Origin of the sequence: Flavobacterium sp. (genome assembly GCF_031422135.1) — a bacterium.
Lineage (GTDB): Bacteria > Bacteroidota > Bacteroidia > Flavobacteriales > Flavobacteriaceae > Flavobacterium.
In genome coordinates this window covers 111,744-128,857 of the sequence record NZ_JANOQD010000105.1, presented here as the reverse complement: position 1 = coordinate 128,857, position 17,114 = coordinate 111,744, and the positions used below count along the sequence as shown (strand labels likewise).

Annotated in this window: 14 protein-coding genes; 8 read left to right on the top strand and 6 right to left on the bottom strand. The window is 29.9% G+C overall.

Annotated features, from left to right (window positions below; all coding sequences use genetic code 11):
* The 7 genes from RMO70_RS13825 to RMO70_RS13795 all read left to right on the top strand — a co-directional run.
* Positions 1-1,555, top strand: a 1,555-nt coding sequence (locus RMO70_RS13825) for a peptidoglycan DD-metalloendopeptidase family protein (RefSeq protein WP_310557025.1), incomplete at its 5' end; no start/stop codon positions are given.
* Complete coding sequence (locus RMO70_RS13820; protein WP_310557024.1) at positions 1,545-2,663, top strand: hypothetical protein; 1,119 nt, start codon at positions 1,545-1,547, stop codon at positions 2,661-2,663. The genes RMO70_RS13825 and RMO70_RS13820, both read left to right, overlap by 11 nt.
* A gap of 262 nt (positions 2,664-2,925) precedes the next feature.
* A complete protein-coding gene (locus RMO70_RS13815) occupies positions 2,926-4,389 on the top strand; it encodes a peptidoglycan DD-metalloendopeptidase family protein (protein ID WP_310557023.1) in 1,464 nt (487 codons plus the stop codon).
* A gap of 4 nt (positions 4,390-4,393) precedes the next feature.
* Positions 4,394-5,590 carry an XAC2610-related protein gene (locus RMO70_RS13810; protein WP_310557022.1) on the top strand — a complete coding sequence of 399 codons (1,197 nt, stop codon included), beginning with the start codon at positions 4,394-4,396 and terminating at the stop codon, positions 5,588-5,590.
* A 30-nt stretch (positions 5,591-5,620) separates the two neighbouring features.
* On the top strand, positions 5,621-6,682 hold the full coding sequence (locus RMO70_RS13805) for a hypothetical protein (protein WP_310557021.1): 1,062 nt from the start codon (positions 5,621-5,623) through the stop codon (positions 6,680-6,682).
* An 83-nt stretch (positions 6,683-6,765) separates the two neighbouring features.
* Positions 6,766-7,653 (top strand): DUF3828 domain-containing protein, encoded by an 888-nt coding sequence (locus tag RMO70_RS13800; RefSeq protein WP_310557020.1) that lies wholly within the window; start codon positions 6,766-6,768, stop codon positions 7,651-7,653.
* A gap of 74 nt (positions 7,654-7,727) precedes the next feature.
* A complete protein-coding gene (locus RMO70_RS13795; protein ID WP_310557019.1) occupies positions 7,728-8,510 on the top strand; it encodes a hypothetical protein in 783 nt (260 codons plus the stop codon).
* A 557-nt stretch (positions 8,511-9,067) separates the two neighbouring features.
* Here the strand turns inward: RMO70_RS13795 and RMO70_RS13790 are convergent.
* Positions 9,068-9,736, bottom strand: a complete 669-nt coding sequence (locus RMO70_RS13790; protein ID WP_310557018.1) for a hypothetical protein — start codon at positions 9,734-9,736, stop codon at positions 9,068-9,070.
* 19 nt (positions 9,737-9,755) lie between these two features.
* Positions 9,756-10,724 (bottom strand): TerC family protein, encoded by a 969-nt coding sequence (locus tag RMO70_RS13785; protein WP_310557017.1) that lies wholly within the window; start codon positions 10,722-10,724, stop codon positions 9,756-9,758.
* Between the two features lie 221 nt (positions 10,725-10,945).
* On the opposite strand from RMO70_RS13785, the gene RMO70_RS13780 reads away from it, so the two are divergent.
* A complete protein-coding gene (locus tag RMO70_RS13780; RefSeq protein WP_310557016.1) occupies positions 10,946-13,135 on the top strand; it encodes a glutamine synthetase III in 2,190 nt (729 codons plus the stop codon).
* 56 nt (positions 13,136-13,191) lie between these two features.
* On the opposite strand, the gene RMO70_RS13775 is transcribed toward RMO70_RS13780, so the two are convergent.
* From RMO70_RS13775 to RMO70_RS13760, 4 genes are read right to left on the bottom strand one after another with little or no spacing between them, the layout of a single operon-like run.
* Positions 13,192-14,400, bottom strand: a complete 1,209-nt coding sequence (locus RMO70_RS13775; RefSeq protein ID WP_310557015.1) for a peptidylprolyl isomerase — start codon at positions 14,398-14,400, stop codon at positions 13,192-13,194.
* 15 nt (positions 14,401-14,415) lie between these two features.
* Entirely contained in the window at positions 14,416-15,510 is a 1,095-nt protein-coding gene (locus RMO70_RS13770) for a peptidylprolyl isomerase (RefSeq protein ID WP_310557014.1), read from the bottom strand.
* A gap of 18 nt (positions 15,511-15,528) precedes the next feature.
* Positions 15,529-16,095: a gliding motility-associated peptidyl-prolyl isomerase GldI gene (gldI, locus tag RMO70_RS13765; protein ID WP_310557013.1), complete on the bottom strand. Its 567-nt coding sequence runs from the start codon at positions 16,093-16,095 to the stop codon at positions 15,529-15,531.
* A gap of 7 nt (positions 16,096-16,102) precedes the next feature.
* A complete protein-coding gene (locus tag RMO70_RS13760; RefSeq protein ID WP_310557012.1) occupies positions 16,103-17,113 on the bottom strand; it encodes a bifunctional oligoribonuclease/PAP phosphatase NrnA in 1,011 nt (336 codons plus the stop codon).
* Position 17,114: the final 1 nt, after the last annotated feature.

The following is a 17,114-nucleotide window of genomic DNA, read 5'->3' as shown; positions in this document are numbered from 1 at the left end:
TAAAGCTAAACTCACAGAACTGAAAAAATTTGCAAAAGTAGACGCTATTGAAAAAGCGTTAACAAAAGACGCTTACAACAAAGATGAAGAAATAACTTTCGATGTTTATAAAAGTGTAACCGAAAACCTTTGGCTCAAAGCTGAATGTGAGGGAACTAAAAAACATGAGGGGGAGTTTTTGAAGAAAGATGGGGAGTATTTTGAAATAGGCAAAAAATGTCCTAGATGTGGTAAGTTAACCATTGAAGAATTAGACCTAATCTTTACTAGTGCAACTAAAGTTAAAAAGGAACAGTTAATGAATGCTTTTAATCTAGCAAATACTAAGTTCGGATTAAATACATGTCAACAAAAAGCTCATTTCTTTGCACAAGTAAGACAAGAAGTTGGACCAAGTATTGATATAAAAGATGGAGAGGGATTAAATTATGCTGTTGAAAAGCTTACAGAACATTTTTCACGATTTAGTACAACAGGATCATTAAATGGACCACCTAATGATTTAGCTTTCACTTACGGGCGAATTGATAGAAAAAATATTGACTTCTTAAAGAATACATACAATAGACCTAATTTAACTGAACATACTGCTAATGTACAAATGATTGCTAATATTACGTATGCAAATAAAGAGGATAATGGTGATGCGGCAAGTGGTGATGGTTGGACATATAGGGGTAGGGGAATTATTCAAATTACTTTTAAACGAAAATATACAAAAATAAATGATAGAATTACAAGTGACTATCCTGAATTTGGAATAACTATAGATGCAAATAATATCAACAATCTTAATGAGGGTACAGTAGCTAGTATGGCGTATTGGAAGGAATATGGTTGTCAGAAAGAGGCAGAAAAAGGGATTTTAAGACCAAATCTTGAAGCTATTATTAATATTATAAACAACAGTACTCCTACAAGAGATTTAAGATGGGGTCATTTACAGAATATGATTAATATTTTTAAGGTAAATGATTGCCAAAAGGATACAGCAGAAAGTTGTACAACAGATTGTTCACAGTGCTTTAATTATGCTGATGTGTGGGAAAATCCAGTAATAAGCAGTGATAATGGAGGTAAAAATAATAATCGATATGACAAAGGTTCTAGCAGGGAGCATAAAGGTATAGATATTTTATCAGGAGTAACTTACAAAGATGTACATTCCATAATGTGTGGCACAGTTGAAGCTATTGTAAACACTTATAAAACTAATGAATATGGAAGTAAAAAGTTAGGAAATGTCGTTAACATCAAGTCCAAAGATAAAGATGGTAACGTTGTATATATATTGTATTGTCATTTAGATCAAGTTGATGTTACTGTCGGAGAAACAGTAAGTCACGGACAAAAAATTGCACTCTCAGGTTCTACAGGAAATGCATCAGACGGTAGTGTAGCAAATGGAGAACCTGGTAGAGGCATAAGTAAGGAAAATTGGCACGTACATATTGAAGCATGTTCTGATGGTGCTGGTGCTGTGACTTTTTATGGAAAAAATAGACTTCAGCCAGAAGATTATATGAAAACAAAATTTGATGCTAATGGAAATTAAGTTAAATAAAATAATATATTTTGTAATACTTTTGATAATATCTTGTCAAGGTAACACACAAAAAAAGAGTCCATCTACTACTAGTTCAATAGAATCAGAACTTGTTCAAGAACCAATTAATTTTTTTGATAAAAAATATTTTTCTGGTTATGAATTAACCATTGATGAATCTAATATGTCTGACCATCCTTTTTTTAGTTATTTGGATTGTAAGAATGAAGGATACTTTAGTGTGCATTTTATTCCTAAAAACGAAATTGATAAAAAATTATGGAAAGAAGAATATCACAAAAACACAGATTTCAATACTTATGATTTTGCCACAGACAATAAAAGAATAAAAGATATAATTACTAAAAAATTAAATAATTATAATATTTTCTCATATTTGATAGAAAAGAAATATTTAAATACTAAAAATGGATGTACGAACGAAAGTGTCTTTTTAAATAAAAACAATGTCTCAGAGATATATTTTTACAACCAATTAATAAAAAAATGGGAATTGGTCAAAACTGAAAAATCCGACATTTTACCACCTTATGCTGCTAATGACTTTTTCACTTCACATTTTCCTGAATTATTTCTAGGTAACACGAAAGAAAAAGAAATAATTAATAAAGACATTGCACAATTTTTTGATTATGATTTAGACAGAGATGGGGTAAATGATAAAATCATACTTTATACAAATGATCAAGAATCAGGAGAATTTGAAAATAAACATTTTGGACTTCCAATGGAGATTAAAAAAGGTTTATCTAATAATACTTATCAAACTTGGTATAGAAATAATTTGATAATACCAAAGAATAATTTTAATTGTGCCACAGAAGGCTTTAGTACAATAGTATTTAAGGATAACTATTTTACAATTGAAAATCAAATTTGTTCGGATTATATTGAAATATCATCGTACATAACCTTCAAAGTAATTGGAGGAAACATATTGCTTCATAAATATGGAGAAACTTATTTTGACAAAGCTGACCACGAAAAACAATTGCCTCCAAAAACTTGGAGTAGTAAAGATTTTGGCAATGTGAATTTTGAGAATGTTACTGAAGATTTTATCATTAAGCTAAGTCAAACAAATCCAAAAAAATAAACAAGATTTAAGTATTGTAGAAATTGCTAGTAATGTATCAAATGTGTTGATATTATAAAAACCTGTTCTTGAAGCCAAAGAAAATGGTGTTGAAATAACATCACTTAAAGCCACCGTTGAAAAAGGTATTGCGAAAGTAAAAATAAAACTACGTCCAAAAGCAGATACTGATTTAAAAACGTGGAAAGAGAAATTAGCAGCAAATATAAAAGACGGTACTCATAAGTATGATGTAAAAAAAGCGTTTACCGTAAGTGGTGACTTGCAAGCTATCGCAGCTAGTATTGAAAAGAAAAGTAATACAGCATTAGCTCCAAATCATATTGTTAAAAAAGAAGACATTAGTAAATTATTAACTGAAGGCACTTCATACACAACAACTAATTCGTTTGTATTTACTAAATACAAAAAAGAAAAAGTGGTTGAAAACCTTTGGCTCAAAGCCGAATGCACAGGTACTAAAAAATATTCAGTAGAATCTTTGAAAAAAGAAGGTCAGTATTTTGTGATTGGGAAGAAGTGTGAGTGTGAGCAAAAAATAAGAGCTTTTATGCGAGTACTAAGGGTAGCCGAAGGCACTGGTGAATATTTTAAAGGAACTAAAGATGCAAGAGATCCTCAGTTAGGGTATACAACTTGGTTTAGCGGAAGTGGCAATAATTTTACTTTATCAGATGATCACCCACGTACAATTAATCATAACAGTACAAAAACAATCTATTCTTCTGCAGCAGGGGCTTATCAAATTATGGGTTGGAAATTTGACGAACTTAACGGATATGAATTAGAAAAACACAATGGTACTTATAGAAAATTACTTCCCGAGGTATATACCGAAAAAAATGATAAGGCTAAAAAATACGATGCAAAAGGGTTTTTACAAAAGTCACAAGATAAGTTATGTGTTGCTATACTAGTAGCAGAAAAAATACCTGAATTACTTTTAAAAAATGATATTAAAGGAGCAATCTCAAAAGCAAGTGAAACTTGGGTAAGCTTACCTGGTGCAACAGCAGGACAACCAACTGCAAAAATGCAAGATACTCTAGACTACTATGATGAGTTTTTAAAAGAAGAGCTGTCAGGCAAAAGCCACCTGCACATTCAAAAAGGATTTTTGAAAGATTTTAGTATTAAGTGTAATTGTGTTACAGGCGATTGCACTGAAGATAAATGTGTTGATTATGCTGATGTTGTGCCAAATCCTCAAATAAGCACTGACAATGGAGGTAAGGTTAATAATAGATTTAACTCAGCAGGAGGTAGAAAAAATCCGCATAGAGGGGTTGATATTTATACAGGAGATAATAAAGTAGATGTACACTCTTTACTTTGTGGCGAAGTTGTTTTTATAAAAACTTCTTTTGCTTCAAATGAATATAATTCAACTAGTTTAGGAAATTTAGTTGTTGTTAAGTCAAAAGATAAAGATGACGGAACAGTTTATATAATGTATTGTCATTTAGACTCTGTAAAAGTAGCTAAAAATGATAAAGTTAAGCATAACGACATATTAGGAATTTCAGGGTCTACAGGGAATGCAGGCTCTGTATATGAAAATGGGAAATTGATACACGGCATTGATCCAAAAGATTATCATATTCATATTGAAGCTTCCACCAGCTATACTGCTGGCACTGCTACTTTTAAGAATGTAGCCTCTTCAAGAGTTGATCCTGAGAATTATATGAAAACAAAATTTGATAAAAATGGAAATAAAATATAGTAAGATGAAACAAATAATAAAATTAGTATTAGTTTGCTTTTTGATTATTTCCTGCAATGGACAAGTTACAAATAAAGATAAGCAGGACATAAAGCAGGATAAAAAACAAATTGAAAATACAAATCAAGAACAACCTCCTGTTAATTTTTTTGACCAAAAATACTTCAACGGTTATATGATTTCATTTGGAGATTCTGATATATCAGAGCATCCATATCGTAATTATTATAATTATGAAAATAAAGAAGTACAATGGTTTGCGATAAGTTATGTTCCAAAAGACATCTCATTACATAATTATTGGCTTAACTATCTTCAAGGCTCTAATTCAGATGAGATTACACAGAGTTCTGTAATTGAAAAAATAGTCAATAAAGACTTAAGTTTATATAATACTTTTGCTGTTTATATTCCTAAAAAATATTTAGATGTATCGAATGGAGAATCAGAAGAAGCAATGTTTTTTAAAAATAATACAGAAGTCTATTTTTATTTGTATAATTTATCTGAGAAAAAATGGGAATTTCTAAAAAAAGTAAAAACAAATAATGTATTAATTGGGAAGCGTGACTTTTTTTATAAAGAGTTTCCAGAATTATTTTCTTCTGATAAAGTTGTGCAAATAAATGACAATAAAAATGTTGATGAAGTTGAAAATCTAACCCTATCTAAAAATTTTAGTTTTAAGTTTTTAATATCAGAAGTTAAAAGTGAAGATGAAGACGAAAAACAAAAAGTTAAAATAACCTTGAGAAATAATGAAACAAATAAAATTCAAGAAATAGGTTTTATCCCAGAATCATTAGTTGTAAAACTAAATTTAAGTTCATCAAATTGTTATTCCTATTTTGATTTAAAAAAATCAATAATTAAAACTATTGAAACACAAAAAAATATTTTCAGCCTAATAGTATTGGATGTAAATTTTGATGGTTTAGAGGATTTTGCAGTAATAAATATCGAAGGTAGTAATGGAGGTCCACTATATGCCTATTATATTCAAAAGCCAAATAACGAATTTGTATTGGATACATATCTAACAGAAAGTATGAGATTTTTCCCGATTGAAATAAATAAAAAAGAAAAGAGTTTAGCAATAAGTCATATCTCGGGTTGTTGTAATATTCAAAATTTTAAAATCCAAATTCAACCTAATGGAGTATGGAAAGAAATCTATTCAAAGTTAGAAGATGTTAAATAGATTTTTTGTAATTACTTTTGGGATAATAGTATGAAAATTAAACTCATTTTCTACATAGTAATAGCGCTAAGTACATTTTGTAATTCTTGTAAAGAGAATAAAGTTTTAAAAAGCAAAATGTTGGATAAAATAACAGAAAAACAAGCTAAAAAAACATATCCAATTCCATCAAACTTAAAAATTGAAAAACAAGAAGAAATAAATATTGATAGTGATGAGGCAAAAGAAACAATAATCACTGCCGTAGACGAAAAAGCAGATTATTTTTATGAATTTTGGTTTAAAAATGATAAACTTCTTTATGAATTCAAATATTATTGGGGAGAAATAAATGAAAAATGGCTTGTAAATTTGGACAACGATGAAACCAAAGAAATCGTTCGTATGCAGGGCTATGGAGATGGTGTAGATTGTGCTATTTTTGACATTCTAAACAAGGAGCAAACACCAATTTTATATTTCAATCCTGTATTAGAAGATACTAGATATCCTAATCAATATATGTGGGCGTATTCTAATGATATAAGAGATTTAATGATAAATAATATAAATCAATTGCAAGTATCATTGAATAATAATGAACCGGTAAATATTGAACATCCCTTGCCTGATAATCAAAAAGAATTGCCATATATTTTTTTTAGAGGAGAGACAAGTCAGCCAGAAATGAAAATTTCTAGTATCAATAAACCAGAGTTTATGACAGTCCAGTCAATTATTAATATAGTACAAAATAATCAGAAAAATTTCTCAACAACTAGTTCTGAAAAAAACACACAACAATGGATAGGAAAATATTCGTGTAATTTCCTCAGAATGAAAGAAGAATATGCTGATCCAAGAGCTTATGCAATGATTTATATAGATATAGATAACAATATCGCTACATTTAAATTAGAAAGTTACTTAGAAGATTTAAATGAGGAATTAGTGGTTTTGAGTTGTAACACAACCGAAATTGTCTTAGCTGAAAAAGATAATAAAAGCTCAAAATTTACAATCACAAAAAGTTTGGGTAAAATTGAGTTAAAAAGTGATTTACTCAATAAAACAATTGGTAAAATTTCAACTTATGAATTAAAAAAAAATTAGGCTTATAAATATTTGAAGGTTATAATTATTATTTTAAATTAAAAGAAAAAGTTCAGTTTTTAGATGGGAATAAAAAAATAATTATGAAAAAAATAGCACTATTTTTACTTTTAATAGTAATTCAATCTTGTTTTCAAAAAGCAGATAATGAAGTTTCAAAAACAGACAAAGAGGTTACGAAAACCAATACAAAAACTTTAGAGTTAATTGAAACAAGTGACAAAATAACTGAAAATTTGAAAGCTTTTTATGTATCATATATATCAGAAAATGCTAAAGATGTGGTTGATAAAAATTATTTAAAAGAATTAAAAAGTAAATATATAACAAAAAGCCTATTAGATAAATTACAAAATTTAGAGTTAAATTATGATCCTTTTGTTAATGCGCAAGATTATAATACTGAATGGTTAAAGAATATTGAAATAACAAAAGACAAATTAAAAGATAATACATACATTATATTTATCAATGATAATGGAACAAAAACAACTATTTCCTTAGTTATAAAAAAAGAATTAAACCAATACAAAATTGATGATATAAACAATCTTCCAAATAATATAATTGAACCTGAAAATAATGAAAATTATCCAGAAATAGAAGTTACTGGAAGTTGGAAAAAAATGTGTGAAGAAAAGAAAACGGAATTATTGGCATTTGATTCTTCACATGGCTACCTAGACATCTATTTGAATAATGATTACGCAAGAGTTGCCGTAGAAATAACTAATAACTCTAATATTAAATATTCTGTTCTTACAGGTATTACAAGATACAATAAATTTGTAAACTGGCTTGACATATCACATGACAGTATTATTTGTAAAGTTAAAAGAACCGATGAAAGCAAACTTGAATTAGAATGGTTAGGGTTTTACAACAAAAAGACAAAAAAGAGAGAAATGGTTAAAAATCCATTTACTAATGAAACTCAAAACGAATCGATTGTATTGAAAATTTGTGAGTAAAGTAAAATATATATTTCATTAATGACTCTAAATGACATAATATTTTTCATTTTGAATCATTATAATATTTAATTATGAAAAAATTTTTAGTATTTATATTTTTTAATTTACTTTTTCTCTCTTGTAAGGAAAATTATAATTCAGAAGTACAAAATAATACAAGCAAGGTAAAAGACTCTATTGCTCAAAAAAGCATTGAAAATAAAGTAATTATAAATGAAGGGATCCAAAATTCAGAAAATAATGTAGATTGTAACAATATACTTTTAGATTTTATAAAATCATCCTCATTAACTAATCCTTTCAAAGAAAATTTGACTGGAGAAATAGAAGATATTACTAATTTTAGCATAAAAATTATGCTATATGATGGAAGTAATGTAGTAGGTACTTTGCTGTTTGATGCACAAAATTCTACATTGTTGGATTTGACCAATGACATTGAAAATCCTGAAAAATTAAAGTTTGATGTCAAAAAATGGAATATTATAATTGATTGCTATTTTAAAAAAAATAAAGAATATTATATTGACCATACAAATGATTTTGATTGCAAGACCAATCAAATAGAAATGGGACTTGAAGAAATATGTACAATAAAAAATTCAACGGTAAACGATGTTTATCTTGAATTAATTAAAAACAGAGTTGTAGATAAATCAGAAAAGCTTAAAAAGATCTTACCACAGAAGTCAGAAACAATAAAATTGAATTCAGATGGATTAATTTCTATTGATTACATCATAAATAAAAAACAAGTACAAGTTGAAATGCTTTTTGATGGCGGTGTAACGACTGTTTTATTAGAGCAAATTGGAAATAATGTTAATAGAATAATAACTACTAGTGCTGATTAAAACTAGTATTTGGTAATTTGTAAGATGTGTTGATGGCGATAAAATCCCAATCGGGAATTAAAAATAAAAAAAGTGACATAAAAAAAATAACCTATAGGTTATTTTTTTATTTTTACGAGGTTTAAATTAATAAAAGGGTTTAGATTTGAACTTAGTGTATCAAACGTGTTGGTAGTAAAAAAAAATGACTTCAAAACAAAACACAATTTCAAAAAACTATTACCCTGCCCCAGATTGCAGCGATAGCCTCGAGGCAATAAAAGCTATTTTTTCTAGACATTGCAAAGCGACCACAGGAAGCTCTTGTAATGACTTTAGAAAAAAAGCGTTTATAACAAGGGCTAAAGTGGAAAGCTGGAAAAGGCACAAAAAAAATATAATGAAGGAAAAAAAAACGATGAAACCCATAAGTATTATGTCACGGCTTCTGTCCAGAATGATTTTATTTTAGGAATCAACACTTTTAAAGAATTCCCTATTCCAAAAAAAACATATGCTGCTCTGTAAATCGTGCTTTGGGTCTGCAACCTAGCATTACCATAAACAATTTCAATTTATTATCTAATTCCATAAAAATGAGGTGTAAAAGTATGGTCTGCATTTTCAAAAATAAAAATGACATCTGCTTTAACTTCTTTATAATTTACAAAATTTGAAGTTCTTGTTATTTGAGATGCGTATGATTTATAAATCTCTTTTTTCAAATCCCAGTGACATCGCAAATACATTTCGCGAGCCTCATTCTTATAGGAATGATGAATAATAAACAACCTGTTTTGAATACCGTTTCTAATCCCTTTACTCTGATTGTCATAAAAAAAACGAATCATTTCCGAAGGATCATCCATCATTAAATTGATTTTATCTCTAAAATTTCGAGGAATAACTGTTCCCTTTACATCAAATCTAAGTTCTAAATCACTATTAAATTCTATGTCGTACGTTTGGGATTTTTGATTGGGATTTTGGGATACATTACCATTCAAATTAAAAAGATATTCATCACATTGCGCACATTTCCACAAAAACCATCTTCGTCTGAAATAGGTTTTTGAAGGTTCTGGGAAAAGAGAAATTTTGTTTTCTAATTCAATAAAAGTATGAATTGCAAACATATCCAAATTATTATCCGTTTTATCGTTTTGAATAGCACCCCAATTTAAAGGAATTATTTTTGCTAAACTCTGCAAATCTGAGGATAATTGATTGAATTGTTTTAGATTCATTTACAATTTTACTTATAATTTATTTCTCTGAAGTCCAATTCTTCAATTCTTCTTGTTTGCTTTTTTGCAACGAAACAAAAATACCTACCAATAATGATAACGCTATAAATCCTAACGAAGCCCATTCTGGAATTTCAACCCATTTGTGAATAATCATTTTTACCCCTACAAATGACAAAATAGCAATCAAACTATATTCTAGATATTTGAATTTTTCTAACATATTAGATAAGAAGAAATACATAGACCGCAGTCCAAGAATGGCAAAAATATTGGAGCTAAATACTAGAAAAGGGTCTTTTGTAATACCAATAATGGCAGGAACGCTATCCACGGCAAATAACACATCCATTACTTCTATTACAATCAAAGCAACAAAAAGTGGTGTCGCCGCTTTTCCTTTTTTGGTTTGAATGAAAAATTTCTCTTTATCGGTTTCAGAAGTAATAGGAATTATTTTACCCAATGCTTTGTACACAAACGAATCTTTGGGTTCAAAATCATCATCCTCTTTACTAAAAAGCATCTTTAAAGCGGTGAAAATCAAGAAAGCACCAAAAAGATAAGTCGTCCAAGCAAATTTATTGATGATAATCACACCAAAAGAAATCATTAATCCTCTAAAAATAATGGCACCTAATATTCCCCAAAACAAAACTCGATGCTGGTATTTCTGAGGGATTTTGAACGAAGCAAATATGATAGCAATCACAAAAATATTATCAATACTCAAGGAAAGTTCTACCAAATAACCTGTAATGAACTTAATCATTGCATCAGATTGAGTCAAACCTGTTGGATTAGCAATATAATCCGTTCCATACAACCAATAAATTACACCTGAGAAAGCGAGAGATAAAGAAACCCAAATAGCAGTCCATTTGCTAGCTTCTTTTGTGCTAATAATATGTGGTGTTTTATTAAAAACTCCTAAATCAAGAGCAAGAATTACAAAAACCATTACAAAGAATAAGATCCAAACAGTCATAATCAATTACAAATTAAAAATTACGAATTAAAAATTTTAAAAACTTTCAATTTATACAAAGATAATCTTTTTTAAGAGGAAGTAAAAACTGATTAAAATATAATTTTAAATTATTAATTTAAAATATACCCCTAAAAAATAGGTGTAAAATTACTTATCTATAAAAATATTTTTATATTTGCATCAAATCAATAGGGGTATAACTTTTAAAAAACTATTTTATGTCAACTTTACGTTTTCAAGCATTAAAAGAAACTACAGGTAGAAAGCCTGTAAAATTTGAAGAATCTGGTAAAAAATCAGATCTTTTTGGTTATAATGTGTTTAATGATAAAGCAATGAAGCAATTTTTGACTTCAGATGCTCATAAAGGTGTAAAAGATGCAGTCCAACACGGAACCAAAATTGACAGAAAATTGGCAGATTATATTGCAATGGGAATGAAAGAATGGGCACTTTCAAAAGGTGTAACTCATTATACGCACTGGTTTCAACCACTTACAGGATCAACTGCAGAAAAGCACGATGCTTTTTTTGAAACTTCTTATGATGGTTCAGATCCAGTAGAAAAATTTGGTGGCGGACAATTAGTACAACAAGAGCCAGACGCTTCTTCGTTTCCAAATGGTGGAATTAGAAATACATTTGAAGCACGTGGTTACACCGCTTGGGATCCAACATCTCCAGCTTTTATTTTCGGAACAACTTTGTGTATTCCAACGGTTTTTATTTCTTATACAGGTGAAGCTTTAGATTATAAAACACCCCTTTTACGTGCTTTGAATGCTGTTGACGAAGCCGCAACTGATGTATGTAAATATTTTGATAAAAATGTCAAAAAAGTAACTGCTACATTAGGCTGGGAACAAGAATATTTCTTGATAGATTCTGCTTTGGCAAATTCTCGTCCAGATTTGGTTATGACAGGAAGAACATTACTTGGTCATACATCTGCTAAAGGTCAGCAACTTGACGATCATTACTTTGGTTCAATTCCTTCTCGTGCATTAAATTATATGAGAGAATTGGAAGAAGAATGTATGTTGCTTGGAATTCCAGTAAAAACACGTCATAATGAAGTGGCACCAAATCAGTTTGAGTTGGCTCCAATTTTTGAAGAAACCAATCTAGCTGTTGATCATAATTCACTTTTAATGGATGTAATGTCTAAAGTTGGTGAACGTCACGATTTCAAAGTGCTATTTCACGAAAAACCTTTCAAAGGCGTAAACGGTTCTGGAAAACACAATAACTGGTCATTAGCTACAGATACTGGAATAAACTTGCTCTCTCCAGGAAAAACACCCATGAGTAATTTACAATTTTTATCGTTTTTCATCAATACTATAAAAGCTGTAAATGAATATGAAGAATTACTTCGTGCAGCAATTGCAACGGCAAGTAACGATCATAGATTGGGAGCAAATGAAGCGCCACCAGCCATTATCTCCGTATTTATTGGAGCACAATTAACTAAAGTTTTAGCAGAATTAGAAGGGGTTTCCACAGGAAAATTATCTCCAGAAGAAAAAACCGATTTAAAACTAAATGTAGTTGGTAAAATTCCAGATGTTTTATTGGATAACACAGACAGAAACAGAACTTCACCGTTTGCATTTACAGGAAATAAATTTGAATTTAGAGCTGTAGGTTCTTCTGCAAACTGCGCCAATGCTATGACAACGTTGAATTCTATTGTTGCAAAACAATTAAAAGATTTCAAAAAAGAAGTTGACACATTAATAGATACTAAAGATTTAAAGAAAGACGAAGCTATTTTTAATGTATTGAGAGAATATATTAAAGGTACAAAAAATATACTTTTTGAAGGTGATGGTTACAGCGATGCTTGGGAAAAAGAAGCTAAAAAACGTGGATTAAGCAATCATAAAACTACACCAACTGCATTAAAAGCTAAGGTTTCTAAAAAAGCATTGGATTTATTTAAAGAATTGAACGTTATGAATCACGTTGAGGTTGAAGCACGTTATGAAATTGAACTGGAAGAATACACTAAGAAAATCCAAATTGAAGGAAGAGTTCTTGGAGATATTGCTAGAAATCACGTAATTCCAACTGCAATTCGTTATCAAAATACTTTGATTGAAAATGTTCGTGGATTAAAAGAAATTTTTGGTAAAGATTTTGAAAAAATTGGAAAAGAGCAAATAGTTTTAATAAAAGAAATTTCAGAACATATTGAAGGTATCAACACCAAAGTTGAAAAAATGACTGATGCTCGTAAAAAAGCTAATGCATTAACTGATGCTCAAAAAATGGCAGAAATGTATTGTGATAAAGTAAAACCACACTTTGACGAAATTAGAGAGCATTGCGATAAACTTGAACTCTTAGTTGATGACGAAATTTGGACGTTAACGAAGTATAGAGAATTATTGTTTACAAAGTAATTATTAAACATAAAAAAAAGCTCCAATTTGGAGCTTTTTTTATGCTTAATCAGTAACTATTTTTTAACTGGAAACGCTTCAAAAATTTCGACTTCAAAAATAATATTAGCATTTGGTGGAATTACATTTCCTGCTCCTTGTGCTCCATATCCTAGTTTAGAAGGAATAAAAAATGTCGCTTTATCCCCAAATGACAGCATATTTATACCTTCAAGAAAGCCTGGTATTAACCCAGCTTTATTCCCCATCTGAAAAGGAAAAGGTGCATATCCACCAGCATTTGCTCTGTTTTGATCAAATTTACCGCAGGTTTTATTTACTTCTTCATAACTACTATCAAATAAAGTTCCATCTTCTAAAAACCCAGCATAGTGAACATAAATTGTAGCTCCATCAACTGGTTTTTTGCCTGTATCTTTAGTTATAAAATACTCTAAACCAGAATCTGTTTTGGTTGAAGTCGCACGAACTTTAGCGAGTGATGCTACTTTTTCAGCTATTACTGAGGCATACTTCAAAGTGTATTCTTTTTTAGCAGCAGCTTGTGCTTCCAGTTGTGCTTTATTCCTTTCAGCATTTAAAAGCGCTTGTTTTTTATCATCATCACCTTTAGTGGCATAGTAATCTGAAAATAGTTTAGTGGCTTTAAAAGCTTTGGCCGCCGCACCTTGTCTTGAAATAACAACTTTATTAATTATATCATTTTGCTCAATTTTGTTTACAACATCCATTCCAGAAACCAATTTTCCAAAAACAGTATGTTTGCCATCAAGATGAGGAGTTGCTTTGTGTGTTATAAAAAATTGACTTCCATTTGTAGCCACACCAGAATTTGCCATTGACAAAATTCCTGCTTTATCGTGTTTTAAATCTGTAAATTCATCTTTAAATTTATATCCTGGATCACCCATACCATTTCCTAGAGGATCTCCACCTTGAATCATAAAATCTTTGATTACTCTATGGAATTTCAATCCGTTATAGTACGGTTTTCCTTTTAATTCTGCTTTTACAATAGTATTAGTTCCTTCTGCTAATGATATGAAATTTGCTACTGTAATTGGTGTTTTTGCATATTCCAATTCAATAACTATTTTCCCTTTTGAGGTATCGAATTCTGCAAATATTCCATTAACTACTGTTTTTGGAGTTGCTTTTTTTGTTGTGTTTGGTTTTCCTTTTTTAATTGGTGTTTTTCCTTTTTGAGCATAACTATTACCCATTACCAAAAGAAACACAAATAGTACATTTAATCTAGTTCTCATTTTTCTTTAATTAATTTATTGATTTGGCATTTTTTCAAGCAATTCTAGTTCGAATATTAAATTTGTATTTGGAGGAATAATTCCTCCTGCTCCTTGTGCACCATAGGCAAGGTTAGAAGGAATAAATACGACTGCTTTGTCACCAAAAGACATTTTTTCTAGTCCTTCAATAAAACCTGGAATCATACCTTCTTTTTGTCCAGCTACAAATTGGAGTGGAAGATATTGTTTTGCAGCAGCTCTATTTACATCTAATTTTCCAAATTCACGATTCACGTTTTCAATACTACTGTCAAAAAGATTACCATCTTCAAAATGACCCGCATAGTGAAAGAAAAATGTGACTCCAGCTGCTGGTTTTTTTCCTGTTCCTTTTTGAACAATGGTATACATTAATCCAGATTCCGTTTTTGTAGCTCTACTTTTTTGAGACGTAAAATAAGCTAGTTTATCAGCTATTACTTTAGAATATTTAGCGTCGTTTTCTTTTTTAACAGACACTTCAGCTTCAAAATGATCTTTGAAAATTTTTGGAGCATCAAATTTTTTAGCTTTTTCTCCTTTTCTAATAATTATAATTTTAAAAATTGAATCATCTTGAGCCACTTTGTCAACCACATCTTGTCCTGAAACTACGTGACCGAAAACGGTATGACGACCATTCAAATAATTGGTTTCATTGTGTGTAATGAAAAACTGACTTCCGTTTGTACCCGGACCAGCATTTGCCATTGCTAGAATACCTGGTTTATCCATTACTAATTCTGGAACAAACTCATCTTTAAATTTATATCCTGGACCACCAGAACCATTTCCGTCTGGGTCACCTCCTTGAATCATAAAATTAGCTAATACTCTATGAAATTTTAAACCATCATAAAAAGGTTTTCCACTTAATGCTTCACTGACCATTGTGTTTTTTCCTTCGGCTAGCGAAACGAAATTTGCAACAGTTATTGGTGTTTTTTCAAACTCTAATTGTACAACTATTTTACCTTTGTTGGTTTCGATTTCGGCAAACAATCCATCATTTAATTCATTGTGTTCTGATTTGCACGAAAAAAATAATACAACAATACAACTTAATACTAATTTTGCTATTTGGTTCATTTTAAAAAAATATATTAATTATTCAATTTTCAATTCGTTTTCTTGTTTTATATCATTTAGTGTAACGGTACACATTAACGGAATATTGTTGGTTACTTTTTTGCTATCTCCGTGGTAACCATATCCCATATGTGATGGAAACAAAAAGGTTACTTTCTCTCCTTTTTTCATCAGTTTAATTCCATCACGCAAACCTATCATAATATTTTGTTTATCAACTATATATTTTTGAGGTTTTAGTTCCAGTTGTGAATAGATGATGTTTCCTTTTAAATCTTTTATTTCATAATCAAAAAAAGCAACATCGCCTTTGATTGGCTTTGTATTTACCGAATCATTTTTGATGATATAATGGTACCAGTATCCTTTTTTTGATGAAATATAATCTACTGATGTATCTTTTTCGATAATTGACTCAATTAAAGCTTCTTCGTTTTGATTCATCTTTATATTTCGTTCGATAGATTGCTTCATAAACGCTCCAGATTTTTGCGAAATAGGCCTGCGAGGCTCTTGTTTTGGAGTGCAACATGTAACCAAATTTACTCCCAGAAATAAACAACAAAATATTTTTAATAGTTTCATATTTGTTTTATTTTTTAATTTCTTTAACGATTCTTTCAAATTCTATTACAGTTTCTGCAAGTGATTTGTCTGATTTTCCTCCAGCTGCATTAATGTGTCCGCCACCGCCAAAGTAACTTCTTGAAAACTGATTGACATCAAAACTACCTTGAGATCTAAATGAAATCTTTATAATTCCTTCCGCTAAATTTTCGATAAAGATAGCAGTAAAATCGATTCCATCAATAGACAAACCATAATTTACAATTCCTTCCGTATCGCCTTTTTCAAAATTAAACTCATCTAATTCTGCTTGTGACAATGTAATATAGGAAGTTTTATTTTCTAGCATTAATTTCATATTCTGAAGTGCTCGACCTAATAATTGCAAGCGACTGTATGAACTTGTATCGAATAACTGGTTGTGAATTTTGCTGTTTTCGACACCAATATCAATTAAATCAGCTACTACACGATGTGTAGTACTTGTTGTAGCTGGATATCTAAACGAACCAGAATCAGTAACAATTCCAGTATAGATGCAAGTAGCAACCGCTTTGTTAATTAATTTTTGTTGGTTTAATTGATGTATAAAATGATACACCATCTCACATGTTGAGCCATATTTTGTATCCGAAAAAGTATATTTAGCAAAACTATCTGGAAATTGATGATGATCAATCATAATAAAGGTTTTGTCTAATTTGGACAAAGTTCTTTCCATAATTTCACCTACTCTATGCAATGCATTAAAATCGAGTGTAAAAATAATATCCGATTTGTTTAGTATTTCAGTACACGTTTCTGTATTTTTTTCAAAAATCACAACTTTTTCAGATGCTGGCAACCAAGCTAAAAAATCAGGAAATTCGTTTGGAGCCATAACTAATATTTCGTGATTTTGTTGTACTAAAAAATGGTACAATCCTAGTGTGGAACCCATTGCATCTCCATCTGGGTTTCTGTGTGGAATTATCGTTATTTTTTTGGGAGAAGCCAATAAATCTTTAATTGCTTCAATTTCAATATCTGTCATCATA

Excerpts from the sequence above, each read along its gene's own strand:
- RMO70_RS13820 (WP_310557024.1), top strand. The coding sequence starts at position 1,545 with ATGGAAATTAAGTTAAATAAAATAATATATTTTGTAATACTTTTGATA.
- RMO70_RS13810 (WP_310557022.1), top strand. The coding sequence starts at position 4,394 with ATGAAACAAATAATAAAATTAGTATTAGTTTGCTTTTTGATTATTTCC.
- RMO70_RS13805 (WP_310557021.1), top strand. The coding sequence starts at position 5,621 with ATGAAAATTAAACTCATTTTCTACATAGTAATAGCGCTAAGTACATTT.
- RMO70_RS13800 (WP_310557020.1), top strand. The coding sequence starts at position 6,766 with ATGAAAAAAATAGCACTATTTTTACTTTTAATAGTAATTCAATCTTGT.
- RMO70_RS13795 (WP_310557019.1), top strand. The coding sequence starts at position 7,728 with ATGAAAAAATTTTTAGTATTTATATTTTTTAATTTACTTTTTCTCTCT.
- RMO70_RS13790 (WP_310557018.1), bottom strand. The coding sequence starts at position 9,736 with ATGAATCTAAAACAATTCAATCAATTATCCTCAGATTTGCAGAGTTTA.
- RMO70_RS13785 (WP_310557017.1), bottom strand. The coding sequence starts at position 10,724 with ATGACTGTTTGGATCTTATTCTTTGTAATGGTTTTTGTAATTCTTGCT.
- RMO70_RS13780 (WP_310557016.1), top strand. The coding sequence starts at position 10,946 with ATGTCAACTTTACGTTTTCAAGCATTAAAAGAAACTACAGGTAGAAAG.
- RMO70_RS13775 (WP_310557015.1), bottom strand. The coding sequence starts at position 14,400 with ATGAGAACTAGATTAAATGTACTATTTGTGTTTCTTTTGGTAATGGGT.
- RMO70_RS13770 (WP_310557014.1), bottom strand. The coding sequence starts at position 15,510 with ATGAACCAAATAGCAAAATTAGTATTAAGTTGTATTGTTGTATTATTT.
- gldI (WP_310557013.1), bottom strand. The coding sequence starts at position 16,095 with ATGAAACTATTAAAAATATTTTGTTGTTTATTTCTGGGAGTAAATTTG.
- RMO70_RS13760 (WP_310557012.1), bottom strand. The coding sequence starts at position 17,113 with ATGATGACAGATATTGAAATTGAAGCAATTAAAGATTTATTGGCTTCT.